A 16,783-nucleotide genomic window follows, 5' to 3' on the forward strand; every position below is an offset into this window, starting at 1 on the left:
GCCCCTGTTTACCCCTAAACGCAGCTGAGCCAAAGAAAACCCCCGGATCGGAGGTCTGGAAAAAAACCATAGCTATAAGAGGGCATGTCGTGGCTTAGTTGTGGTTAACCATACGTTAACCATGGGGAGGGGCCCGTATGTCAGAGACTCCGAAAGCCCGGATATTGTCGGACCTGTTCGCCGGGGCCGGGATGGGCCTGCTTCTGGGCACGGTCATGGGGCTGACCACCACTCCGGTTGTTTCGGTGGTGGTGGGCGCCCTGGCGGCTCTTCTGGGCGTGTTCATGGGGCTGGATGGCTCGGGCGACGACAGCGGCCGCACGCCGCGTGTCAACGGTGTCCGCATCGGTGCCTTGGGCGCGGCGGCAGTGATCGGATTCGGGCTGGGGCTGTACGTGCGCATCAACAATCCGCTGGCGGAATCGCCCGTCGATCAGATGGCCCGCTGGGCCGAGGCGCTGCCCGAGGATCCGACGTTGGCCAAGCAGATGATGCTGTACGAACGGACCGGCATTTCGCCCGAGGCCTTCACCTATGGCGACACAACCTCGGCCGGGCCGGTGGTGGCGGTGATGAATGAAGAGGCGGTGAAGGCCAAATCGGCGATCCTGTTCTCGTCGCTCAGCAAGTACGACGCCTGTTCCAAGCTGGACCCGGAAGAATACGGCACCCCGGCGGATGTCTTGGCGCTTTATGCGCGCTCGACCGCCCCGGCGATGCTGAAGCGGATCAAGGCCGAAATCGAGGCACTGGACCCCGAGATGCAGCCCGCCGCCGTGATCACCGCGCATCTGGTGCTCTGCGCCGTTCAGGATGCCGAAGATGAAGAGGAGGATGGGCCATGATCTGGATGTTGCGAACCGCCGCCCTGGCCCTGACGCTTGTGGCGATGATGGTGCCCCCGGCGCTGGCCGACAGCCGGCAGTCGGTGGTGCGGGTCAAATGCCTGCTGGCAAACGGCGGCGAGATGAAGGCCACGGGCTTCATCTGGCCCAAGAAGGGCCAGATGGTCACCGCGCTGCATGCGGTGGCGGGCTGTCAGGAAATCGAAGTCTACAGCCAGAAGGCCAAGCGCAGCACCGTCGCCACCCAGGCCCTGACCGTCGATCTTGAGGCCGATCTGGCGCTGCTGCAACTGGCAGACGATCTGGGACTTGAGCCGGTTCCTCACGTCGACCGCGAACCCGACCTGTCGCGGCCCTTCATGACCTGGGGCTATCCGCTGGTGCAGAAGAAGGTGATCGGCCACAAGATCGAATTCGGTCTGGGGCTGGACAGCAACATCACCACCATCGGGCAGGCCTTCGAGGGTGACGAGATCAAGGAGTTGTTCAAGCACCAGTCCTATCCCGGCAAGGCGACCCAGATCCTGCGGGTGACCAGCACCATCCAGCCCGGCCATTCCGGCGCGCCGATCTTCGACGAGCGGGGCTATGTGGTGGCCATCGCCGACGGCGGGCTGCTGGGCGGCTTCCGGGGCATCAACTGGTCGATCCCGGCGCATATCTACCTGATCAACCTTCCCTATTCCCAGGACCCGATCCCGCAGGAAGCGTCGGATTGGGCCGGCCTGTTCAGCGCGACCCAACCCGGCAAGGCCAAACCCTCGTCGGGCGAGGCGGTGTTCGGCGAAGATCCCGTTGCGCCCCAGCACGGCGGTGAAGGTCTGGATCCCGCGCCGGCGGCCGAGCCCGAGTACCTGGGCGATCCCCAGTTCTTCCTGGGCGACGGCAGCGGGCCCTACCTGCTGCGGCAGGTGACGCTGCGCGAGGCGCTGGACTACATGTTCTTCGTGCAGCAGGACAGTTTCTACGCGACCGAGATTCAGAACCTGATGTGGGATGACGCGCTGCTGGAGGACGTCTGGTTCAACGTCTATCAGGATCCCACCACCGGCGGCACGCTGGCCTTCCCGTCGTGGGTGACCATCGACTGGCTGCCGGACGGCAATTACATCTGGGCCTACAGCAACGACTACCTGTACCAGATGACCGCCTATTTCCGGCAGGAAGAGACCTTTGAAAACGCGATGAGCCATATCTATGGCCATTCCCAGTGGATCGACGGCTTCGCGCAATGGTCCGAAAACTGGCCCAGCCAGATGACCGATCCGATGATCGACTATGAATGGGAGCACGCGGATTACAGCCGGTCCCACGTCGGGTTTGAAGCCGAAATGAACCGTCAGGCCTTCTTCATGGAGACCAGCATGGTGCGCGGCAGCGCCTTCCTTGGGGCCTCGTCACGCGCCCCCTATCCCGACGCCGGCCCGGCACAGCACGAACAGTTCAACGCCTTGGTGATGGAGGCCGGGATGGTCTACCTGACCAGCCTTGTCGATCTGCAGGACTGGGCGTGGGACTATGATCGCAGGTACCTGGAACAGCAGGGCATCGGCGAGGGCACGGTTGTCGGCTTTGGCAACGACAGCGACCTGACCCTGGTGCGCCAGATGAGCCTGCGGCAGGCGCTGGAATACATCCGCTACCTGAATGAACATGATCCCTTCATCGGCGAGATCGAGAACATGCTCTGGGACGAGTCGCTGAAGGACGAGATCTGGTTCAACGTCTATGAAGACGGGCTGACCGGGGCCACCGTCGCCGTGCCGTCCTGGATGGCGATGGAATGGAACAACGACACCGGGATGCTGTTTGCCTATAACGACACCGACACGCTGGAAATGGCGGTGGCGGTGCTGCCTGGCGACAGTTTCGACGGCGCATTGGAACAGTTGTCACATCACGTCACGGACCTGCACGACTGGGCCGAGTGGTACGAGGCCAGCCCGCGGGACTTCCAGTGGGACTACTTCACGCCGGATGATCAATACGCGGTTTATACCGGCTTCTACTATGGCCAGGACAATGCCACCGGCCGTGACGGGGACATGCTGATGCATCTGGCGGTGCTGAATGACGTCTTCCTGGGAACAACCGTATTCATGACGCCGCTGGGCGAAGAACCGGCTGAAGAGGTGGTGCTTGAGGCCATGATGATGGAGATTTCTGCCCGCTACCTGTCGGCTTTCGCCTCGTTCTGAGTCCGCGAGTGGGTCAGCGCAAGGAACACGTCTTCCAGATCGGGTTCCTCGGTGGCCACGTCGCGCAGGGTGATGCCGGCGTCGCGCACCCGGTCCAGGATTGCACCGGGCGAGGTTTCTGAGCGCGAATAGGCAAAGGCCAGCGTGCCGCCGGGCCGCTGTGTGGCGGTGACGCCGGCGATCTCGGGCAGCGGTCCCTGCGGGGCGGTTTCCGGGGTGATGACAAGGGTCTTGGCATCCAGCCGCGCCAGCAGGTTGGCGGTGCTGTCCTGCACGATCTTCTCGCCGTGATTGACGATGGCGATCTCGTCACACATCTCTTGCGCTTCTTCCAGGTAGTGGGTGGTCAGGATGATGGTCATGCCGTCGTCGTTCAACTTGCGCACGTTGCGCCACAGCATCTGCCGCAACTCGATATCGACCCCGGCGGTGGGTTCGTCCAATACCAGCACATGCGGATGATGCACCAGCGCCTTGCCCAGCAGCAACCGCCGCCGCATCCCGCCCGACAGCGACCGGGCATAGGCATCGGCCTTGTCCGACAGGCCGACCATGGCCAGGATCTCGTCGGTGCGCCGCTGCGACCTGGGAATGCCGTACAGTCCCGCCTGCACCTCCATCGCACCGCGCGGCGAGAAGAACGGATCGAGGTTCAGCTCCTGCGGCATGACGCCGATGGCAGCGCGCGACTGGCGCGGGTTCACATCTTGATCGAAGCCCCAGATCGACACTTGCCCTGCGGTCTTGTTGACCAGCCCGGCAAGAATGTTGATGAGGGTCGATTTGCCTGCCCCGTTCGGCCCCAGAAGCCCGAAAATGGAACCTTGCGGAATGGTCAGGTCGATGCCCTTCAGCGCCTCTTTCGCCGGGGAATTGCCCTGCGCGGCATAGGTTTTGGTCAGGCCGGTGATCTCGATGGCGTTGCGGGACATGAGGGGCTCCTGCTGGGGGCGATCCTGCGCGAATAGCCCTCCGATGGCCGAACCTCAACCCGCGGGCTGACCGTTGCCGCGTGCGGGGTGCCCTGAATTGCCGCAAGCCGCCGCGAAGGCTTGCCGCGCGGGCGTCTTTCGGTATCTTGGCGCGGCACGACGCCAGCCCTTGACGGGCAGCACAAAGCGAGGACCCGCATCATGAGCATCCAGCCCCCCGAAACCGAAGTGGTCGACACCTTCCGTGTGGCCTGCGACGGCGGCGAAGGCGCGCTTGGCCACCCGCGGGTCTGGCTGTCGATCCCGCGGGATCGCGGTTGGGTCGAATGCCCCTATTGCGACAAGAAGATCATTCACAAGGACGCCGCCGAGGCCAACTGACCGGCGCGGGTGGCGGGCCTATTGCGCCCGCACCATGCATCCGGCCCCTTGCGACCGCAGGCGCGCGCACAGCGCCTGCGCGGCCTGGCGCGTGGTCAGGCCAACCTGGGCTGCGTGGAACGGGCGCGTGGATCCGGGCAGGCGATGTTCGGCCACGGCCATCCGGGTTCCGGCAAACAGCGACTCGTTGGCGTGGTAGACCACATTGCCGCGCCGCCGCGCCATGTCCTTGCGCGGATGGGCGGCGAAGATCACCAGCCAGGGTGCAGCATCGGGGGCGATGATCTGTGACGGCGGCGCCTTCTGCGTGGCCAGCGCAAGACAGGCGTCGTGAAAGCTGGGCCCGAAGGGGGCGGCGAACCGGGGCAGCCTTGTCGGGCGCGCTGGCGGTGGCGGGGCGTCGGGCGCGATCCAGATCTCGACCGGCTGGCCGGTGATCGTCACCACATAGGCGCGGGTTTCGCCGGGCAGACCGGACTCCCCTGCCAGATAGCGCCGCAGCCGGTTCTCGCCACCATTGTAAGCCGCCGCTGCCAGCCCGAGGTTGCCGAACCGCTGCTCCAGATCCTTCAAATAGGCGGCAGAGGCCTCGACCGCCGGGGCCGGATCGAAAGGATCCTCCAGATCACGCAGATCGGCGGTGGAGGGGATGAACTGGGCGATACCCTGTGCGCCCGCTGGACTGATGGCGCGGGAACTGAACCGGCTTTCCTGCCACAGCAGACGCGCCAGGAAATGCGCATCCAGTTGCTCCTGCGCCGCCGCAGCCTCGATCACCCGGCACAGGTCGGGGGCATAGCTGGGCAGCCGGATGCACAGGCGGCCGTCCGCGGTGCAGGACGCCTCCATTCGCTGCACGGGCCTTGGGCGCGGCGGCGGCAATGACAGATCGGGCCGTTCCGCCGGGCGAGCGGTCATCGGCAAGGCGGTGATCTGGCGGCGCGGCACGGCGGGCGTGGCCTCGGGCACATCGGGGCGCGGCAAGGGGGGGGTGACCTGTTCGGGATCGGTCGCTGGCGCGGCCTCGGTGTCCGGTTGGGACGCGGTCTCATCGGCCGCTTTGGTGGCAGGATCCGGCTCTGACGCTGTCTGGGGCGCTGTGACCGGGGCGGGGGTGGCCTTGGTTGCCGGCGCATCCCCGGTCTCGGGGCGCGCCAGCGGGCGGGCCGAAACCACCGACTCCTCGGCCGTTGCGGCGGGACGCGGCAGCGGTTGCGCCCATGCGCCGGTCGCCGCCAGCCACCCGGCAATCGCCAGCGGCCAAAGGTGCCCGCACCGGCGTGCCGGGTCGCGATTCTGCGGAAAACGCCTTGCCATTCGCGTGCCTGTGCCCGTTGCGTCCCCTGCACCCTATCGGGGGTCCGGGGGCGGGTCGACTCTCGGTGCAACAATCGAAATTCGGGTCGCCAGCGGCGCGCCGCTCCTATAGGTCAGGGGACACGGCATTCACATGGCAGACAGGGGCACGGCGCGGCATGTTCGGAAAAGGTCACCATCTTCACCTGATCGACGGATCGGCCTTCATCTTCCGCGCCTATCACGCGCTGCCCCCCCTGACGCGCAAATCCGACGGGCTGCCCATCGGCGCGGTCTCGGGCTTCTGCAACATGCTGTTCCGTTACATCGAGGGCAATACCGGCCCGGACGCACCCACCCATGCCGCGGTGATCTTCGACCATTCCGGCAAGAGCTTCCGCAACGAGATCTACGACCTTTACAAGGCCAACCGCCCGCCTGCGCCCGAGGATCTGGTGCCGCAGTTCCCGCTGACGCGCGAGGCCACCCGCGCCTTCAACATCGCCTGCCACGAGATCGAGGGATTTGAAGCCGACGACATCATCGCCACGCTGGCCTGCCGCGCCCGCGATGCCGGGGGCCGCGTTACCATCCTGAGTTCCGACAAGGATCTGATGCAGCTTGTGGGCGGCGGGGTCGAGATGCTGGACGCCATGAAGAACGCCCGCATCGATGTCGAGGGCGTCGAGGCCAAGTTCGGTGTCGGCCCGGACCGCGTGGTCGATGTGCAGGCGCTGGCCGGTGACAGTGTCGACAACGTGCCCGGCGCGCCGGGCATCGGCATCAAGACCGCCGCGCAGTTGATCAACGACTTCGGCGATCTGGAAACGCTGCTGGCGCGGGCCGATGAGATCAAGCAGCCCAAGCGCCGCCAGACCCTGATCGAGAAGGCCGACCAGATCCGCATGTCCAAGCGGCTGGTGCAGTTGGATTGCGACATGGAGCTGGACTTCGGTCTTGAGGATCTTGAGGTCCATGAACCCGATCCCGAGGCCCTGCTGAGCTTCCTCGCGACCATGGAATTCCGCACACTGACCAAGCGCATCGCGACGCAACTGGGCGTCGATGAGCCCGAGATCGCGGTGCCGGTCGACAGTCCCGCCGCCGCCGTAGCCGAAGAAATCCCCTTCGATGCTGCCAACTATGAAACCGTCCGCGACGCGGCGGCGCTGCAACGCTGGATCGACCTGATCTACGACCGTGGCTGGGTGGCGGTGGATACCGAAACCACCTCGTTGAACGAAATGCGCGCTGAACTGGTGGGCATCTCGCTGGCGGTGGTGGCCGGATCGGCCTGCTACATTCCGATCACCCACAAGGCCAGTGCCGAGGACGGGCTGTTCGGCTCGGACGATCTGGCCGAAGGGCAGATGCCCATGGACGAGGTTTTGGGGATGCTGAAGCCGGTTCTGGAGGATCCCGCGATACTGAAGATCGGTCAGAACATGAAGTACGACGCCAAGATCTTTGCCAACATGGGCGTCGCCGTGGGCCCGGTCGATGACACGATGCTGCTGTCCTACGCCCAGCACGGCGGGTTGCACGGTCATGGCATGGATTACCTGTCCGACCGCTATCTGAATCACAAGCCGATCCCGATCAAGCCGCTGCTGGGGTCGGGAAAATCCGCCATCACCTTCGACCGCGTGCCCATCGACAAGGCCACGCCCTATGCCGCCGAAGATGCCGATATCACCCTGCGTCTGTGGCACCACCTGAAGCCGGGGCTGCACCGGTCCCGCGTCACCACCGTCTATGAAACGCTGGAACGCCCGCTGATCCCGGTGCTGGCGCAGATGGAGCGCGCCGGCATCAAGGTCGATCGCGATACGCTCAGCCGCATGTCGAACGCCTTTGCCCAGAAAATGGCGGGGCTGGAGGCCGAGATCCACGACTTGGCCGGCGAAACCTTCAACGTCGGCTCGCCCAAACAGTTGGGCGAGATCCTGTTCGACAAGATGTCCCTGCCCGGTGGCAAGAAGGGCAAGACCGGGGCCTATTCTACCGGGGCCGACATTCTGGAAGATCTCGCGACCGAGCACGAATTGCCGCGTCGGGTGCTGGACTGGCGCCAGCTTTCCAAGCTGAAATCGACCTACACGGATGCGCTGCAGGAACACATCAATCCCGACACCGGGCGGGTGCACACGTCTTATATGATCGCCGGGGCGGCGACCGGGCGGCTGGCCTCAACCGATCCGAACCTGCAGAACATCCCGATCCGCAGCGAAGAGGGCCGCCGCATTCGCGAGGCTTTCGTTGCCCCCGAGGGCCGTACGCTGGTCAGCCTCGACTATTCCCAGATCGAACTGCGCATCCTGGCCCATGTGGCCGATATCGACAGCCTGAAGCAGGCGTTCCGCGACGGGCTCGACATCCACGCACTGACCGCGTCGGAAATGTTCAACGTGCCGCTGGAAGAGATGACCCCGGACGTGCGCCGTCAAGCCAAGGCCATCAACTTCGGGGTGATCTATGGCATCTCGGGCTTCGGCCTGGCCCGCAACCTGCGCATTCCGCGCGCCGAGGCGCAGGGCTTCATCGACCGCTATTTCGAACGTTTCCCCGGCATCCGCGCCTATATGGACGACACCGTCGCCTTCGCCAAAGAGCACGGCCATGTGGAAACCCTGTTCGGCCGCCGCATCCACACCCCCGAGATCGCCGCCAAGGGCCCCAAGGCCGGCTTTGCCAAGCGCGCCGCCATCAACGCGCCCATCCAGGGCACGGCGGCGGATGTGATCCGCCGCGCCATGGTGCGGATGCCCGACGCCATCGACGGCATTCCGGCCCAGATGCTGCTGCAGGTCCACGATGAATTGATCTTCGAGGTGGATCAGGGTGCCGAAGAGGTGCTGATCGACCGGGTGCGCGAGATCATGGAAGATGCCGCCATGCCTGCCGTCAAGCTGGATGTGCCACTGGTTGTGGACGCCGGTCAGGGCAAGAATTGGGCCGAGGCGCACTAGGGGGGCGGTGGCCTGTCCCGTGGCGCGTCGAACCTGCCACGGGCGTCAGGTCGTTGTCAGGCGGTTCACGATCCTGCGGGCGAACGGGGCCACCACAAGCACGGTCGGAAAGGCAATTGCCCAACTGGAAATCCAGCTGGACATCCAGAACCCGGCAAACCCCGTGACCAGCCCCAGCGCCTGCAGTGTGGCGACGCCAGAAACAAGGCAGGACATCAGGCCGCTCAGGATAAAGCCAAACAGGATCGGGGCGTAGCGTTGGGGAATCATGGCAATCTCTGGTTTTCGCGGGAAATGGCACAGGGAACTGGCTCAGGCAATCTGTGCAGACGCGCGGCAGCCCTGCATGTCTGCACATCGGGTCAGTCCAGATCGACCTCGGCCGCCGGGATGATCGCGAAGAACACACCGCCCGACCATACGCCCAGCCAGTCCGCCCCCTCATGGGGCGCGACCTCGGCCAGATCCACCAAACGATAAAAGCTCTTGCGGTCGATCAGTGCCTCCAGCCCGGCGCGGACCATGACGTAGGGAGAGGGCTCTCCGGTCTGCGGATCGCGGACCACCCGGATGGGATGATCGGCCCCGGCGCTGACCACGTCGTCCACATGGGTCACAAAGGTCAGGACCTGCGCGCGGCCCGCGCCTTCGGCGGTGAAATCCACCGCAACGAAGGGCGCGTCCTCGACCCGGATGCCGACCTTTTCCACCGGGGTGACCAGGAAGTACTTGCCGCCTTCCAGTTTCAGGATCGACGAGAACAGCTTGACCAGCGGCCGCCGTCCAATGGGCGTGCCCATGTAGAACCAGGTGCCGTCGCGGCGGATCTCCATATCCAGATCGCCGCAGAACGGCGGGTTCCACAGATGCACCGGAGGAGGCCCCTTGCTGGTCGCCGCCTGCGCGGCCTTCACGATGCTGTCTGCATCGGGTGTCACGATGTTTTGTGCGCACATGGTTTTTTGCCATTTGAGTTGCCAGCGATATGTGGCTTGAATGAAGTATAAGCCTAGCAAGGAGTTTGTCATGACCGAAGCTTCCGATCTGGTGGCCGAAATCGAAGCCCTGGGCGAGAAGCTGGCGGATGCCAAATCCTCGATCACCCAGCGGTTCATCGGGCAGGAGCGGGTCGTCGACCTGACCCTTGCCGCCCTTCTCAGCGGCGGTCACGGTTTGCTGATCGGCCTGCCGGGGCTGGGCAAGACCCGGCTGATCGAAACGCTTTCGACGGTCATGGGCATGGATTCGGCTCGAATCCAGTTCACCCCGGACCTGATGCCGGCGGATATTCTTGGCTCGGAAGTGCTGGAAACCGCTGCCGACGGCACCCGCGCCTTCCGGTTCCTCGAAGGGCCGGTGTTCTGCCAGCTTCTGATGGCCGACGAGATCAACCGTGCCAGCCCGCGCACCCAGTCGGCGCTGTTGCAGGCGATGCAGGAGAAATCCGTGACCATCGCCGGGCAGCCCCATGCCCTGCCGCCGCCCTTCCACGTTCTGGCGACCCAGAACCCGATCGAGCAGGAGGGCACCTATCCGCTGCCCGAAGCCCAGCTTGACCGCTTTCTGGTGCAGATCGACGTCAACAATCCCGACCGCGATACCGAGCGCGAAATCCTGCTGGCCACCACCGGGCTTGAGGATGCGCAAAGTCATCAGGTGTTCACCGGTGCTGACCTGATTGCGGCCCAGACCGTGCTGCGGCGGATGCCCGTGGGCGAGGCGGTGGTGGAAACCATCCTGGATCTGGTGCGGGCCTGCCGCCCCGACGATCCCGACGCTCCGGCGGCGGTGCGCGAAAGCGTCAGCTGGGGGCCCGGTCCGCGCGCCGCGCAGGCGCTGATGCTGACGGTGCGCGCGCAGGCGCTGCTGGAAGGGCGGCTTGTGCCCACCGCCGACGATGTCGCCCGCATGGCGCGCCCGGTGCTGATCCACCGGATGCAGCTGACCTTCGCCGCCCGCGCGCGGGGCGAGGGGCTGGCGCCGCTGATCGATCAGGTGGCCGCCGCTGTCACCCGGACCGAGGCGGCTGCGTGACCTCTGACCCCGCGTCTTCCACGGCCCGCTCGGGCCTGCGCCGCGATGGCGAAGCGCTGGCCGCGCCGCTGCCGCCGCTGCTGGCGGATGCGGAACACCTGGCCTCGACCATGCTTCTGGGCGATCACGGCCGCCGCCGCCCCGGCATGGGTGAAGAATTCTGGCAGTACCGTCCCGCCATGGCCAATGACGAGGCGCGGCTGATCGACTGGCGCCGCTCGGCCCGGTCGGACATGCTGTACGTCCGCGAAAAGGAATGGCAGGCGGCGCAATCGGTGGTGCTTTGGGTCGATGGTTCGCAGTCCATGGGGTTCACCTCGGGGAAGTATCCGCCCAAGGGCGACCGCGCCCGCATGCTGGCCATGGCCATTGCCATCCTGCTGCTGCGCGGCGGCGAGCGTGTCGGTCTGACCGGGCAGGCGGTACCGCCCCGGCGCGGCGACATCCAGCTTCTGCGCATCGCCGACGGCCTGTTGGGCGCAGACGATGCGGGGGCAGATTTCGGCGCGCCGGACGTGCGTGGCATCCTGCCCAAGTCGCGGGCGCTGTTCATCTCGGATTTCATGGGGCCGCTGGTCGAGGTCGAAGCCGCGCTGACCGAAGCCGCCGACCTGGGCGTGCGTGGCGCGCTGCTGCAGGTGTTGGATCCGGCGGAAGAGGCCTTTCCCTACGATGGCCGCACGGTCTTCGAAAGCATGGGTGGGGGCCTGCGCCATGAAACGCTGGAAGCGGGCGGATTGCGCGACCGCTATCTGGACCGGCTGGCCGACCGCAAGGCACGGCTGAGCGAATTGGCCCGCATTACCGGCTGGCAGATGCTGACCCATCACACCGGCGACAGCGCGCAGTCGGCGCTTCTGTGGCTTTACGGCGCGCTGGAACGGCGGCGCTGATGCTGGTTCTGGGGCCCATCGCCTTTGCCGCGCCCTGGGTGCTGACCGCGTTGGCGGTGCTGCCGGTGTTGTGGCTGATCCTGCGCGCGGTGCCGCCCGCGCCGCGCCGGCGGCGGTTTCCCGGCGTCATGCTGCTGCTGGGCCTGCGTGACGACGAAACCCAAAGCGACCGCACCCCGTGGTGGCTGCTGCTGTTGCGGATGCTGGCGGTGGCGGCGGTGATCCTGGCCTTTGCCGGTCCGATCCTGAACCCGCGCACGGCGGCAGAGCCGGGACGCGGACCGCTGCTGATCCTGCTCGACGGCACCTGGGCCGATGCCCGTGACTGGGCCGCCCGGATCGACCGGGTCGAGGCGGCTTTGGGCGAGGCCAGCCGCACCGCGCGCCCGGTCTCTATCGCCGTGACCACCGATTTGCCGGCGGGGGGGGCCGAGTTTCAGGCCGCCGACGCCTGGCGGTCCCGGCTGGCCAGCCTTGCGCCCGCGCCTTGGGCCGCCGATCCGGACACACTGGCCGGCTGGACGCGGGCGCAGCCGGAAGGCTTCGACACGCTCTGGCTGTCGGACGGGCTGGCGCGCGAAGGGCGCGACGACGCCCTGGCCGCCTTGCAGGACAAGGGCCGCGTGCGGATCTTCGAAAGCCCGCGCGCGGTGCTGGCCCTGCGGCCGCCCGTCTATCTCGACGGTCTGATCGAGATCACCGCCCTGCGTGCGCGCGAAAGTGGCGCGTTACAAGTTCCGGTGGCGGCCATGGGTCTGGATCCCACCGGGGCCGAGCGGATGCTGGCCCAGACCGAAGCCAGCTTTGCCCCCGGCGCCCGCCAGGCCGAGCTGTCGCTGTCGCTGCCGGCGGAACTGCGCAACCGCATCACCCGTTTCGAGATCACCGGAGGCCGCTCGGCCGGGGCGGTCAGCCTGACCGACGATGCCCTGCGCCGCCGCGAGATCGCCCTGATCGCGGGCCGCGAAGATCGCGAGGGCCTGCAACTTCTGTCGCCGCTGCATTACCTTGAGCAGGCGCTGGAGCCCAATGCCGACCTAATCGACGGAGACATTGCTGACATCCTGCAGGCCAACCCGGATGTGATCGTGCTGGCCGATGTGGCGCGTCTGACCGGGGCCGAGACCGAGGACATCGCCGATTGGATCGACCGGGGCGGCCTGCTGCTGCGTTTTGCCGGGCCACGGCTGGCGGCGGCGGATCTGACCGATGACGCCGCGGCGGTCCTTCTGCCCGTGCGGCTGCGCGCCGGTGGGCGCACCGTGGGCGGCGCCATGAGCTGGGGCGAGCCCAAGGCGCTGCGCCCCTTCCCCGAAACCAGCCCTTTCTATGGGCTGGACATCCCCGCCGAGGTCACGGTGACCTCGCAGGTGCTGGCCCAGCCCGATCCAGACTTGCCCGAACGGGTCATCGCGGCACTGGCCGACGGCACCCCGCTGGTCACCCGCCAGCGCCTTGGCGCCGGGCAGATCGTGTTGTTCCACGTCACCGCCAACGCCGAATGGTCGACGCTGCCGCTGTCGGGCCTGTTCGTGCAGATGCTGGAACGACTGTCGGTGGCCGCGCGGGTGGGCACCGAAACCGCCGAGGATCTGGCCGGCACCACCTGGCAAGCGGTGGAGCATCTGGATGCCTTCGGGGTGCTGTCCCCGGCGGGCATGTCCGAAGGCCTCGACGGTTCAACCCTGCTGGCCACTTCGGTGGGACCGGCGCTGCCGCCGGGGCTCTATGCCTCGGAGGATCAACGGCGGGCGGTCAATGTGATCGGTGCCGAGACCGAGCTTGCCCCGATGGTTTGGCCCGCCGGGGTGCCGGTGGAAGGGCTGGAAGTGGCGCGCGAAACCCGGCTGGCGGGGCCGCTTCTGGTTCTGGCGCTGGGTCTGATGGTGGCCGATGTGGTGGCCTCGCTGTTGCTGTCGGGGCTGCTGGGCCTGCGCCGGACCGGAACCGCGATGGTGCTGCTGGCGGGGCTGCTTCTGTCTGGGCCGGGTCCTTTGCACGCGCAGGACGCCGATCTGCTGCCGGTGGACGAAGCCGCTGCGATTCAGGCGATCAGCGAGGTCGTGCTGGCCCATGTCATCACCGGCAACCCGGCGGTGGACGACACCGCCCGCGCCGGTCTGCACGGGTTGTCCCGAACCCTGTTCGCCCGCACCTCGGTCGAACCGGGGCCGCCGGTGGCGGTGGATCTGGAGACCGACGAGTTGGCTTTCTTTCCGGTGCTTTACTGGCCGGTGACACCGGATCAGCCGCGCCCCTCGTCCGAGGCCTATGCCCGGCTGAACCGCTATTTGCGCGGCGGCGGGATGATCCTGTTCGACACCCGCGATGCCGATCTGGCGGCCATGGGCAGCGAGACGGCAAACACCCGCAAGCTGCAGGATCTGGCCCGCCCGCTGGACATCCCACCGCTGGAACCGGTGCCCGAGGATCACGTGCTGACCCGCACCTTCTATCTGTTGCAGGATTTTCCCGGCAGACACGCCCGCGGCCCGCTGTGGGTCGAAGCGGCCCCCCCCGATGCCGAGCGGGTCGAAGGCATGCCGTTCCGCAATCTCAACGACGGGGTGACCCCGGTGGTGATCGGCAGCAACGACTGGGCGGCGGCCTGGGCGATGGACGGTCAGGGTCGCCCGATGTTCCCGGTCGGGCGCGGTTATGCCGGAGAGCGGCAGCGCGAGATGGCCTATCGCTTTGGCATCAACCTTGTGATGCATGTGCTGACCGGCAACTACAAATCCGACCAGGTGCATGTGCCCGCGCTGCTGGATCGGTTGGGGCAATAGATGACACGCGAGATCCTCTATGACCCGCTGATCGCGCCCGTCTTGCTGGGGGTTCTGGCCCTGGTTCTGGCGGTGGCGATTGGCGTGGCCTTCTGGCGCGGGCTGACCGGCTGGGCGCTGCGCGGGGCCGCCGGGCTGCTGGTGCTGGCGGCGCTTGCCAACCCATCGGTCCAGATCGAGAACCGCGCCGCCCTGTCGGACATCGTGATCCTCGTGATCGACGAGAGCGCCAGTCAGCGCATCGGCGTGCGCCCCGCGCAGACCGAGGCCGCGCTGGCCCGTGTCGAGGCCGAGGTGGCGCAACTGCCCAACACCGAATTGCGCATCCTGCGGCTGGGCGACGGGCCGGGCAACGAGGGCAGCCTGCTGATGACCGCCCTGTCCGAGGCGCTTGCCGACGAGCCCCGCGCCCGCGTCGCCGGGATGCTGCTGCTGTCGGACGGCCAGTTGCACGATCTGCCGCGCGCTCCCGACCTGCCCGCCCCGTTGCATCTGCTGTTGACTGGCGAGGCGCAGGATTGGGATCGGCGGCTGGTGGTCACCAATGCGCCCTCCTTCGGTATCATGGGGGAACCTGTGTCGCTGACCCTGCGACTGGAAAACCAGGGCGCGGTGCCGCCCGAATTGCAGGGCAGCGCCGAATTGGACATCAGCATTGACGGTGCCGAGGCGCGGCGGGTGACCGTGCCCGTGGGCCGCGACATAACCGTGCCGGTGGATCTGCCGCACGGCGGCATGAACGTGATCCGCTTTGCCACGGCCCCCGCTGCGGGCGAGCTGACCGACCGCAACAACGCCGCCGTGGTGCGCATCAACGGGGTGCGCGACCGGCTGCGGGTGCTGCTGGTGTCGGGCGAACCGCACGCGGGCGAGCGGACCTGGCGCAACCTGCTGAAATCCGACAGCTCGGTCGATCTGGTGCATTTCACCATCCTGCGCCCGCCAGAAAAGCAGGACGGGGTGCCGGTCACGGAACTGTCACTGATCGCCTTTCCCACGCGCGAGCTGTTTCTTGAGAAAATCGACGAATTCGACCTGATCATCTTCGACCGCTACAAGCGGCGGGGCATCCTGCCGGCGCTCTACCTGGACAACATCCGCAACTACGTCGAACAGGGCGGTGCGGTGCTGGTCGCGGCAGGGCCGGATTTCGCCTCGGCCGCCAGCCTGTTCCACTCGCCGCTGGCCGAGGTGCTGCCGGCGGAACCCACCGCACAGGTGCTGGAGCAGGGCTTTCACCCCACGATCACCGATCTGGGCCGCAAGCATCCGGTGACCGAGGCGCTGGACGCCGGCACCGTGCCCGGCGATCCGCCGCCCTGGGGCCGCTGGTTCCGGCTGATCGACGTAACCCCCTATCCCGACGCCGAGGTCGTGATGACCGGGGCCGAGGGCCGTCCGCTGCTGCTGCTGGACCGGGTTGGCGAGGGCCGCGTGGCGCTGCTGGCCTCGGATCAGGCCTGGCTGTGGAGCCGGGGCTTCGAAGGCGGCGGGCCGCAACTGGAACTGCTGCGGCGGCTGGCGCATTGGATGATGAAGGAACCCGAGCTTGAGGAAGAAGCGCTGGTGGCCGACGGGCAGGATGGCACCCTGACCATTACCCGGCGCACGCTGGGCGAAGCGCCCGGTGCCTTCGAGGTGACCCGGCCCGATGGCACCACCCTGACGCTGGAGCCGGAGCAGGTGGCACCGGGCCGGTTCGAGGCGCGGCTGGACGGGGCAGGCATCGGCCTGTACCGGGTCAACGACGGGGAGCGCGATGCGGTGGCGGCCCTTGGTCCCTCGGCCCCGCGCGAGTTTGAACAGACCATTGCCAGCGGCGATCTGCTGGATCCGCTGGTTGCCGGGACAGGCGGCGGGGTGCGCCGGATCGAGGCCGGGGTGCCGGACTTGCGCGCCGTGCGTCCGGGCCGGCCCGCCGCCGGGCGCGGCTGGCTGGGCATCACCCCGCGCGAGGCCTATCGCACCACCGACATCTCGGTGCGCCCCTTCCTGCCGGGCTGGGCGTGGCTGGGACTGGTTGCCGCTTTCCTGATCGGCGCGTGGCTGTGGGAAGGCCGTCGCCGGGTCAGCGCGGCAGGGTCAACGTAAACTCGGCAGGCCCCCAGCCATCGGTCTGGCAACGGGCGCGGATCCGCACGTCGGACAGGTCCGCCGGGATCGCGACGCCGGTCAGGCTGCGCGTGAACGGCTGTTCCTGCACATGCGGGTGCAGCAACTCGCGATACCCCAGTACCTGTCCGTCGGGGGTCACAACCTCCCACCCATCGGCATAGTGGTCCCACCCGGTATCGGGATGGCGAAGCGTCACGTCGATGCGCCAGGTCTGGCCGGTTGCGGTGGCGCGGGCGTCCACGACCCGGGGCAGATCGGCCAGGGCTGGGGCGGCGGCGAAGAAGACGGGCAAAAACAGGGCAAATCGGGTCATGGACGCAGTCTGGCACAGGTT

At 67.0% G+C, this 16,783-nt stretch carries 13 protein-coding genes; 8 read left to right on the plus strand and 5 right to left on the minus strand.

Annotation, left to right across the window (positions count from 1 at the left end; all coding sequences use genetic code 11):
* Positions 1-137: 137 nt before the first annotated feature.
* Both ACP15K_RS13745 and ACP15K_RS13750 read left to right on the plus strand, forming a co-directional pair.
* A complete protein-coding gene (locus tag ACP15K_RS13745; protein WP_424990780.1) occupies positions 138-845 on the plus strand; it encodes a hypothetical protein in 708 nt (235 codons plus the stop codon).
* Positions 842-3,043 carry a S1 family peptidase gene (locus ACP15K_RS13750; RefSeq protein WP_424990781.1) on the plus strand — a complete coding sequence of 734 codons (2,202 nt, stop codon included), beginning with the start codon at positions 842-844 and terminating at the stop codon, positions 3,041-3,043. Before ACP15K_RS13745 ends, ACP15K_RS13750 begins: the two co-directional genes overlap by 4 nt.
* Here the strand turns inward: ACP15K_RS13750 and ACP15K_RS13755 are convergent.
* Entirely contained in the window at positions 3,016-3,975 is a 960-nt protein-coding gene (locus ACP15K_RS13755) for an ABC transporter ATP-binding protein (RefSeq protein ID WP_193140456.1), read from the minus strand. The two genes, ACP15K_RS13750 and ACP15K_RS13755, sit on opposite strands and share 28 nt — an antisense overlap.
* Positions 3,976-4,176: 201 nt before the next feature.
* On the opposite strand from ACP15K_RS13755, the gene ACP15K_RS13760 reads away from it, so the two are divergent.
* A complete protein-coding gene (locus ACP15K_RS13760) occupies positions 4,177-4,356 on the plus strand; it encodes a zinc-finger domain-containing protein (RefSeq protein ID WP_193140457.1) in 180 nt (59 codons plus the stop codon).
* Positions 4,357-4,374: 18 nt separating this feature from the next.
* On the opposite strand, the gene ACP15K_RS13765 is transcribed toward ACP15K_RS13760, so the two are convergent.
* Positions 4,375-5,673 (minus strand): transglycosylase SLT domain-containing protein, encoded by a 1,299-nt coding sequence (locus tag ACP15K_RS13765; RefSeq protein ID WP_424990782.1) that lies wholly within the window; start codon positions 5,671-5,673, stop codon positions 4,375-4,377.
* A 158-nt stretch (positions 5,674-5,831) separates the two neighbouring features.
* Here ACP15K_RS13765 and polA point away from each other — a divergent pair, with 158 nt between their 5' ends.
* Complete coding sequence (gene polA, locus ACP15K_RS13770) at positions 5,832-8,621, plus strand: DNA polymerase I (protein ID WP_424990783.1); 2,790 nt, start codon at positions 5,832-5,834, stop codon at positions 8,619-8,621.
* A 45-nt stretch (positions 8,622-8,666) separates the two neighbouring features.
* Here polA and ACP15K_RS13775 read toward each other — a convergent pair whose 3' ends face one another.
* Both ACP15K_RS13775 and ACP15K_RS13780 read right to left on the minus strand, forming a co-directional pair.
* Positions 8,667-8,891, minus strand: coding sequence for a DUF2798 domain-containing protein (locus ACP15K_RS13775; protein ID WP_193140460.1), 225 nt, complete (start codon positions 8,889-8,891; stop codon positions 8,667-8,669).
* Between the two features lie 92 nt (positions 8,892-8,983).
* Complete coding sequence (locus ACP15K_RS13780; protein ID WP_424990784.1) at positions 8,984-9,577, minus strand: DUF1285 domain-containing protein; 594 nt, start codon at positions 9,575-9,577, stop codon at positions 8,984-8,986.
* 70 nt (positions 9,578-9,647) lie between these two features.
* On the opposite strand from ACP15K_RS13780, the gene ACP15K_RS13785 reads away from it, so the two are divergent.
* The 4 genes from ACP15K_RS13785 to ACP15K_RS13800 are packed head-to-tail and all read left to right on the plus strand — an operon-like array spanning position 9,648 to position 16,425.
* Positions 9,648-10,655 carry an AAA family ATPase gene (locus tag ACP15K_RS13785; protein ID WP_193140462.1) on the plus strand — a complete coding sequence of 336 codons (1,008 nt, stop codon included), beginning with the start codon at positions 9,648-9,650 and terminating at the stop codon, positions 10,653-10,655.
* Positions 10,652-11,548: a DUF58 domain-containing protein gene (locus tag ACP15K_RS13790; RefSeq protein ID WP_319022430.1), complete on the plus strand. Its 897-nt coding sequence runs from the start codon at positions 10,652-10,654 to the stop codon at positions 11,546-11,548. The genes ACP15K_RS13785 and ACP15K_RS13790 overlap by 4 nt, the downstream gene beginning before the upstream one ends.
* Positions 11,548-14,334, plus strand: coding sequence for a DUF4159 domain-containing protein (locus ACP15K_RS13795; RefSeq protein ID WP_424990785.1), 2,787 nt, complete (start codon positions 11,548-11,550; stop codon positions 14,332-14,334). The genes ACP15K_RS13790 and ACP15K_RS13795 overlap by 1 nt, the downstream gene beginning before the upstream one ends.
* Positions 14,335-16,425: a hypothetical protein gene (locus ACP15K_RS13800; protein WP_424990786.1), complete on the plus strand. Its 2,091-nt coding sequence runs from the start codon at positions 14,335-14,337 to the stop codon at positions 16,423-16,425. It abuts the gene before it with no gap.
* Here the strand turns inward: ACP15K_RS13800 and ACP15K_RS13805 are convergent.
* Positions 16,403-16,762, minus strand: a complete 360-nt coding sequence (locus ACP15K_RS13805) for a hypothetical protein (RefSeq protein WP_424990787.1) — start codon at positions 16,760-16,762, stop codon at positions 16,403-16,405. The genes ACP15K_RS13800 and ACP15K_RS13805 overlap by 23 nt on opposite strands.
* Positions 16,763-16,783 lie beyond the last annotated feature (21 nt).

The sequence above is a fragment of the Fluviibacterium sp. S390 genome, assembly GCF_049800695.1.
Classification (GTDB): domain Bacteria; phylum Pseudomonadota; class Alphaproteobacteria; order Rhodobacterales; family Rhodobacteraceae; genus Meridianimarinicoccus.

Coding starts and splice junctions, on each gene's coding strand:
- ACP15K_RS13745 (WP_424990780.1), top strand. CDS start 138: ATGTCAGAGACTCCGAAAGCCCGGATATTGTCGGACCTGTTCGCCGGG.
- ACP15K_RS13750 (WP_424990781.1), top strand. CDS start 842: ATGATCTGGATGTTGCGAACCGCCGCCCTGGCCCTGACGCTTGTGGCG.
- ACP15K_RS13755 (WP_193140456.1), bottom strand. CDS start 3,975: ATGTCCCGCAACGCCATCGAGATCACCGGCCTGACCAAAACCTATGCC.
- ACP15K_RS13760 (WP_193140457.1), top strand. CDS start 4,177: ATGAGCATCCAGCCCCCCGAAACCGAAGTGGTCGACACCTTCCGTGTG.
- ACP15K_RS13765 (WP_424990782.1), bottom strand. CDS start 5,673: ATGGCAAGGCGTTTTCCGCAGAATCGCGACCCGGCACGCCGGTGCGGG.
- polA (WP_424990783.1), top strand. CDS start 5,832: ATGTTCGGAAAAGGTCACCATCTTCACCTGATCGACGGATCGGCCTTC.
- ACP15K_RS13775 (WP_193140460.1), bottom strand. CDS start 8,891: ATGATTCCCCAACGCTACGCCCCGATCCTGTTTGGCTTTATCCTGAGC.
- ACP15K_RS13780 (WP_424990784.1), bottom strand. CDS start 9,577: ATGTGCGCACAAAACATCGTGACACCCGATGCAGACAGCATCGTGAAG.
- ACP15K_RS13785 (WP_193140462.1), top strand. CDS start 9,648: ATGACCGAAGCTTCCGATCTGGTGGCCGAAATCGAAGCCCTGGGCGAG.
- ACP15K_RS13795 (WP_424990785.1), top strand. CDS start 11,548: ATGCTGGTTCTGGGGCCCATCGCCTTTGCCGCGCCCTGGGTGCTGACC.
- ACP15K_RS13800 (WP_424990786.1), top strand. CDS start 14,335: ATGACACGCGAGATCCTCTATGACCCGCTGATCGCGCCCGTCTTGCTG.
- ACP15K_RS13805 (WP_424990787.1), bottom strand. CDS start 16,762: ATGACCCGATTTGCCCTGTTTTTGCCCGTCTTCTTCGCCGCCGCCCCA.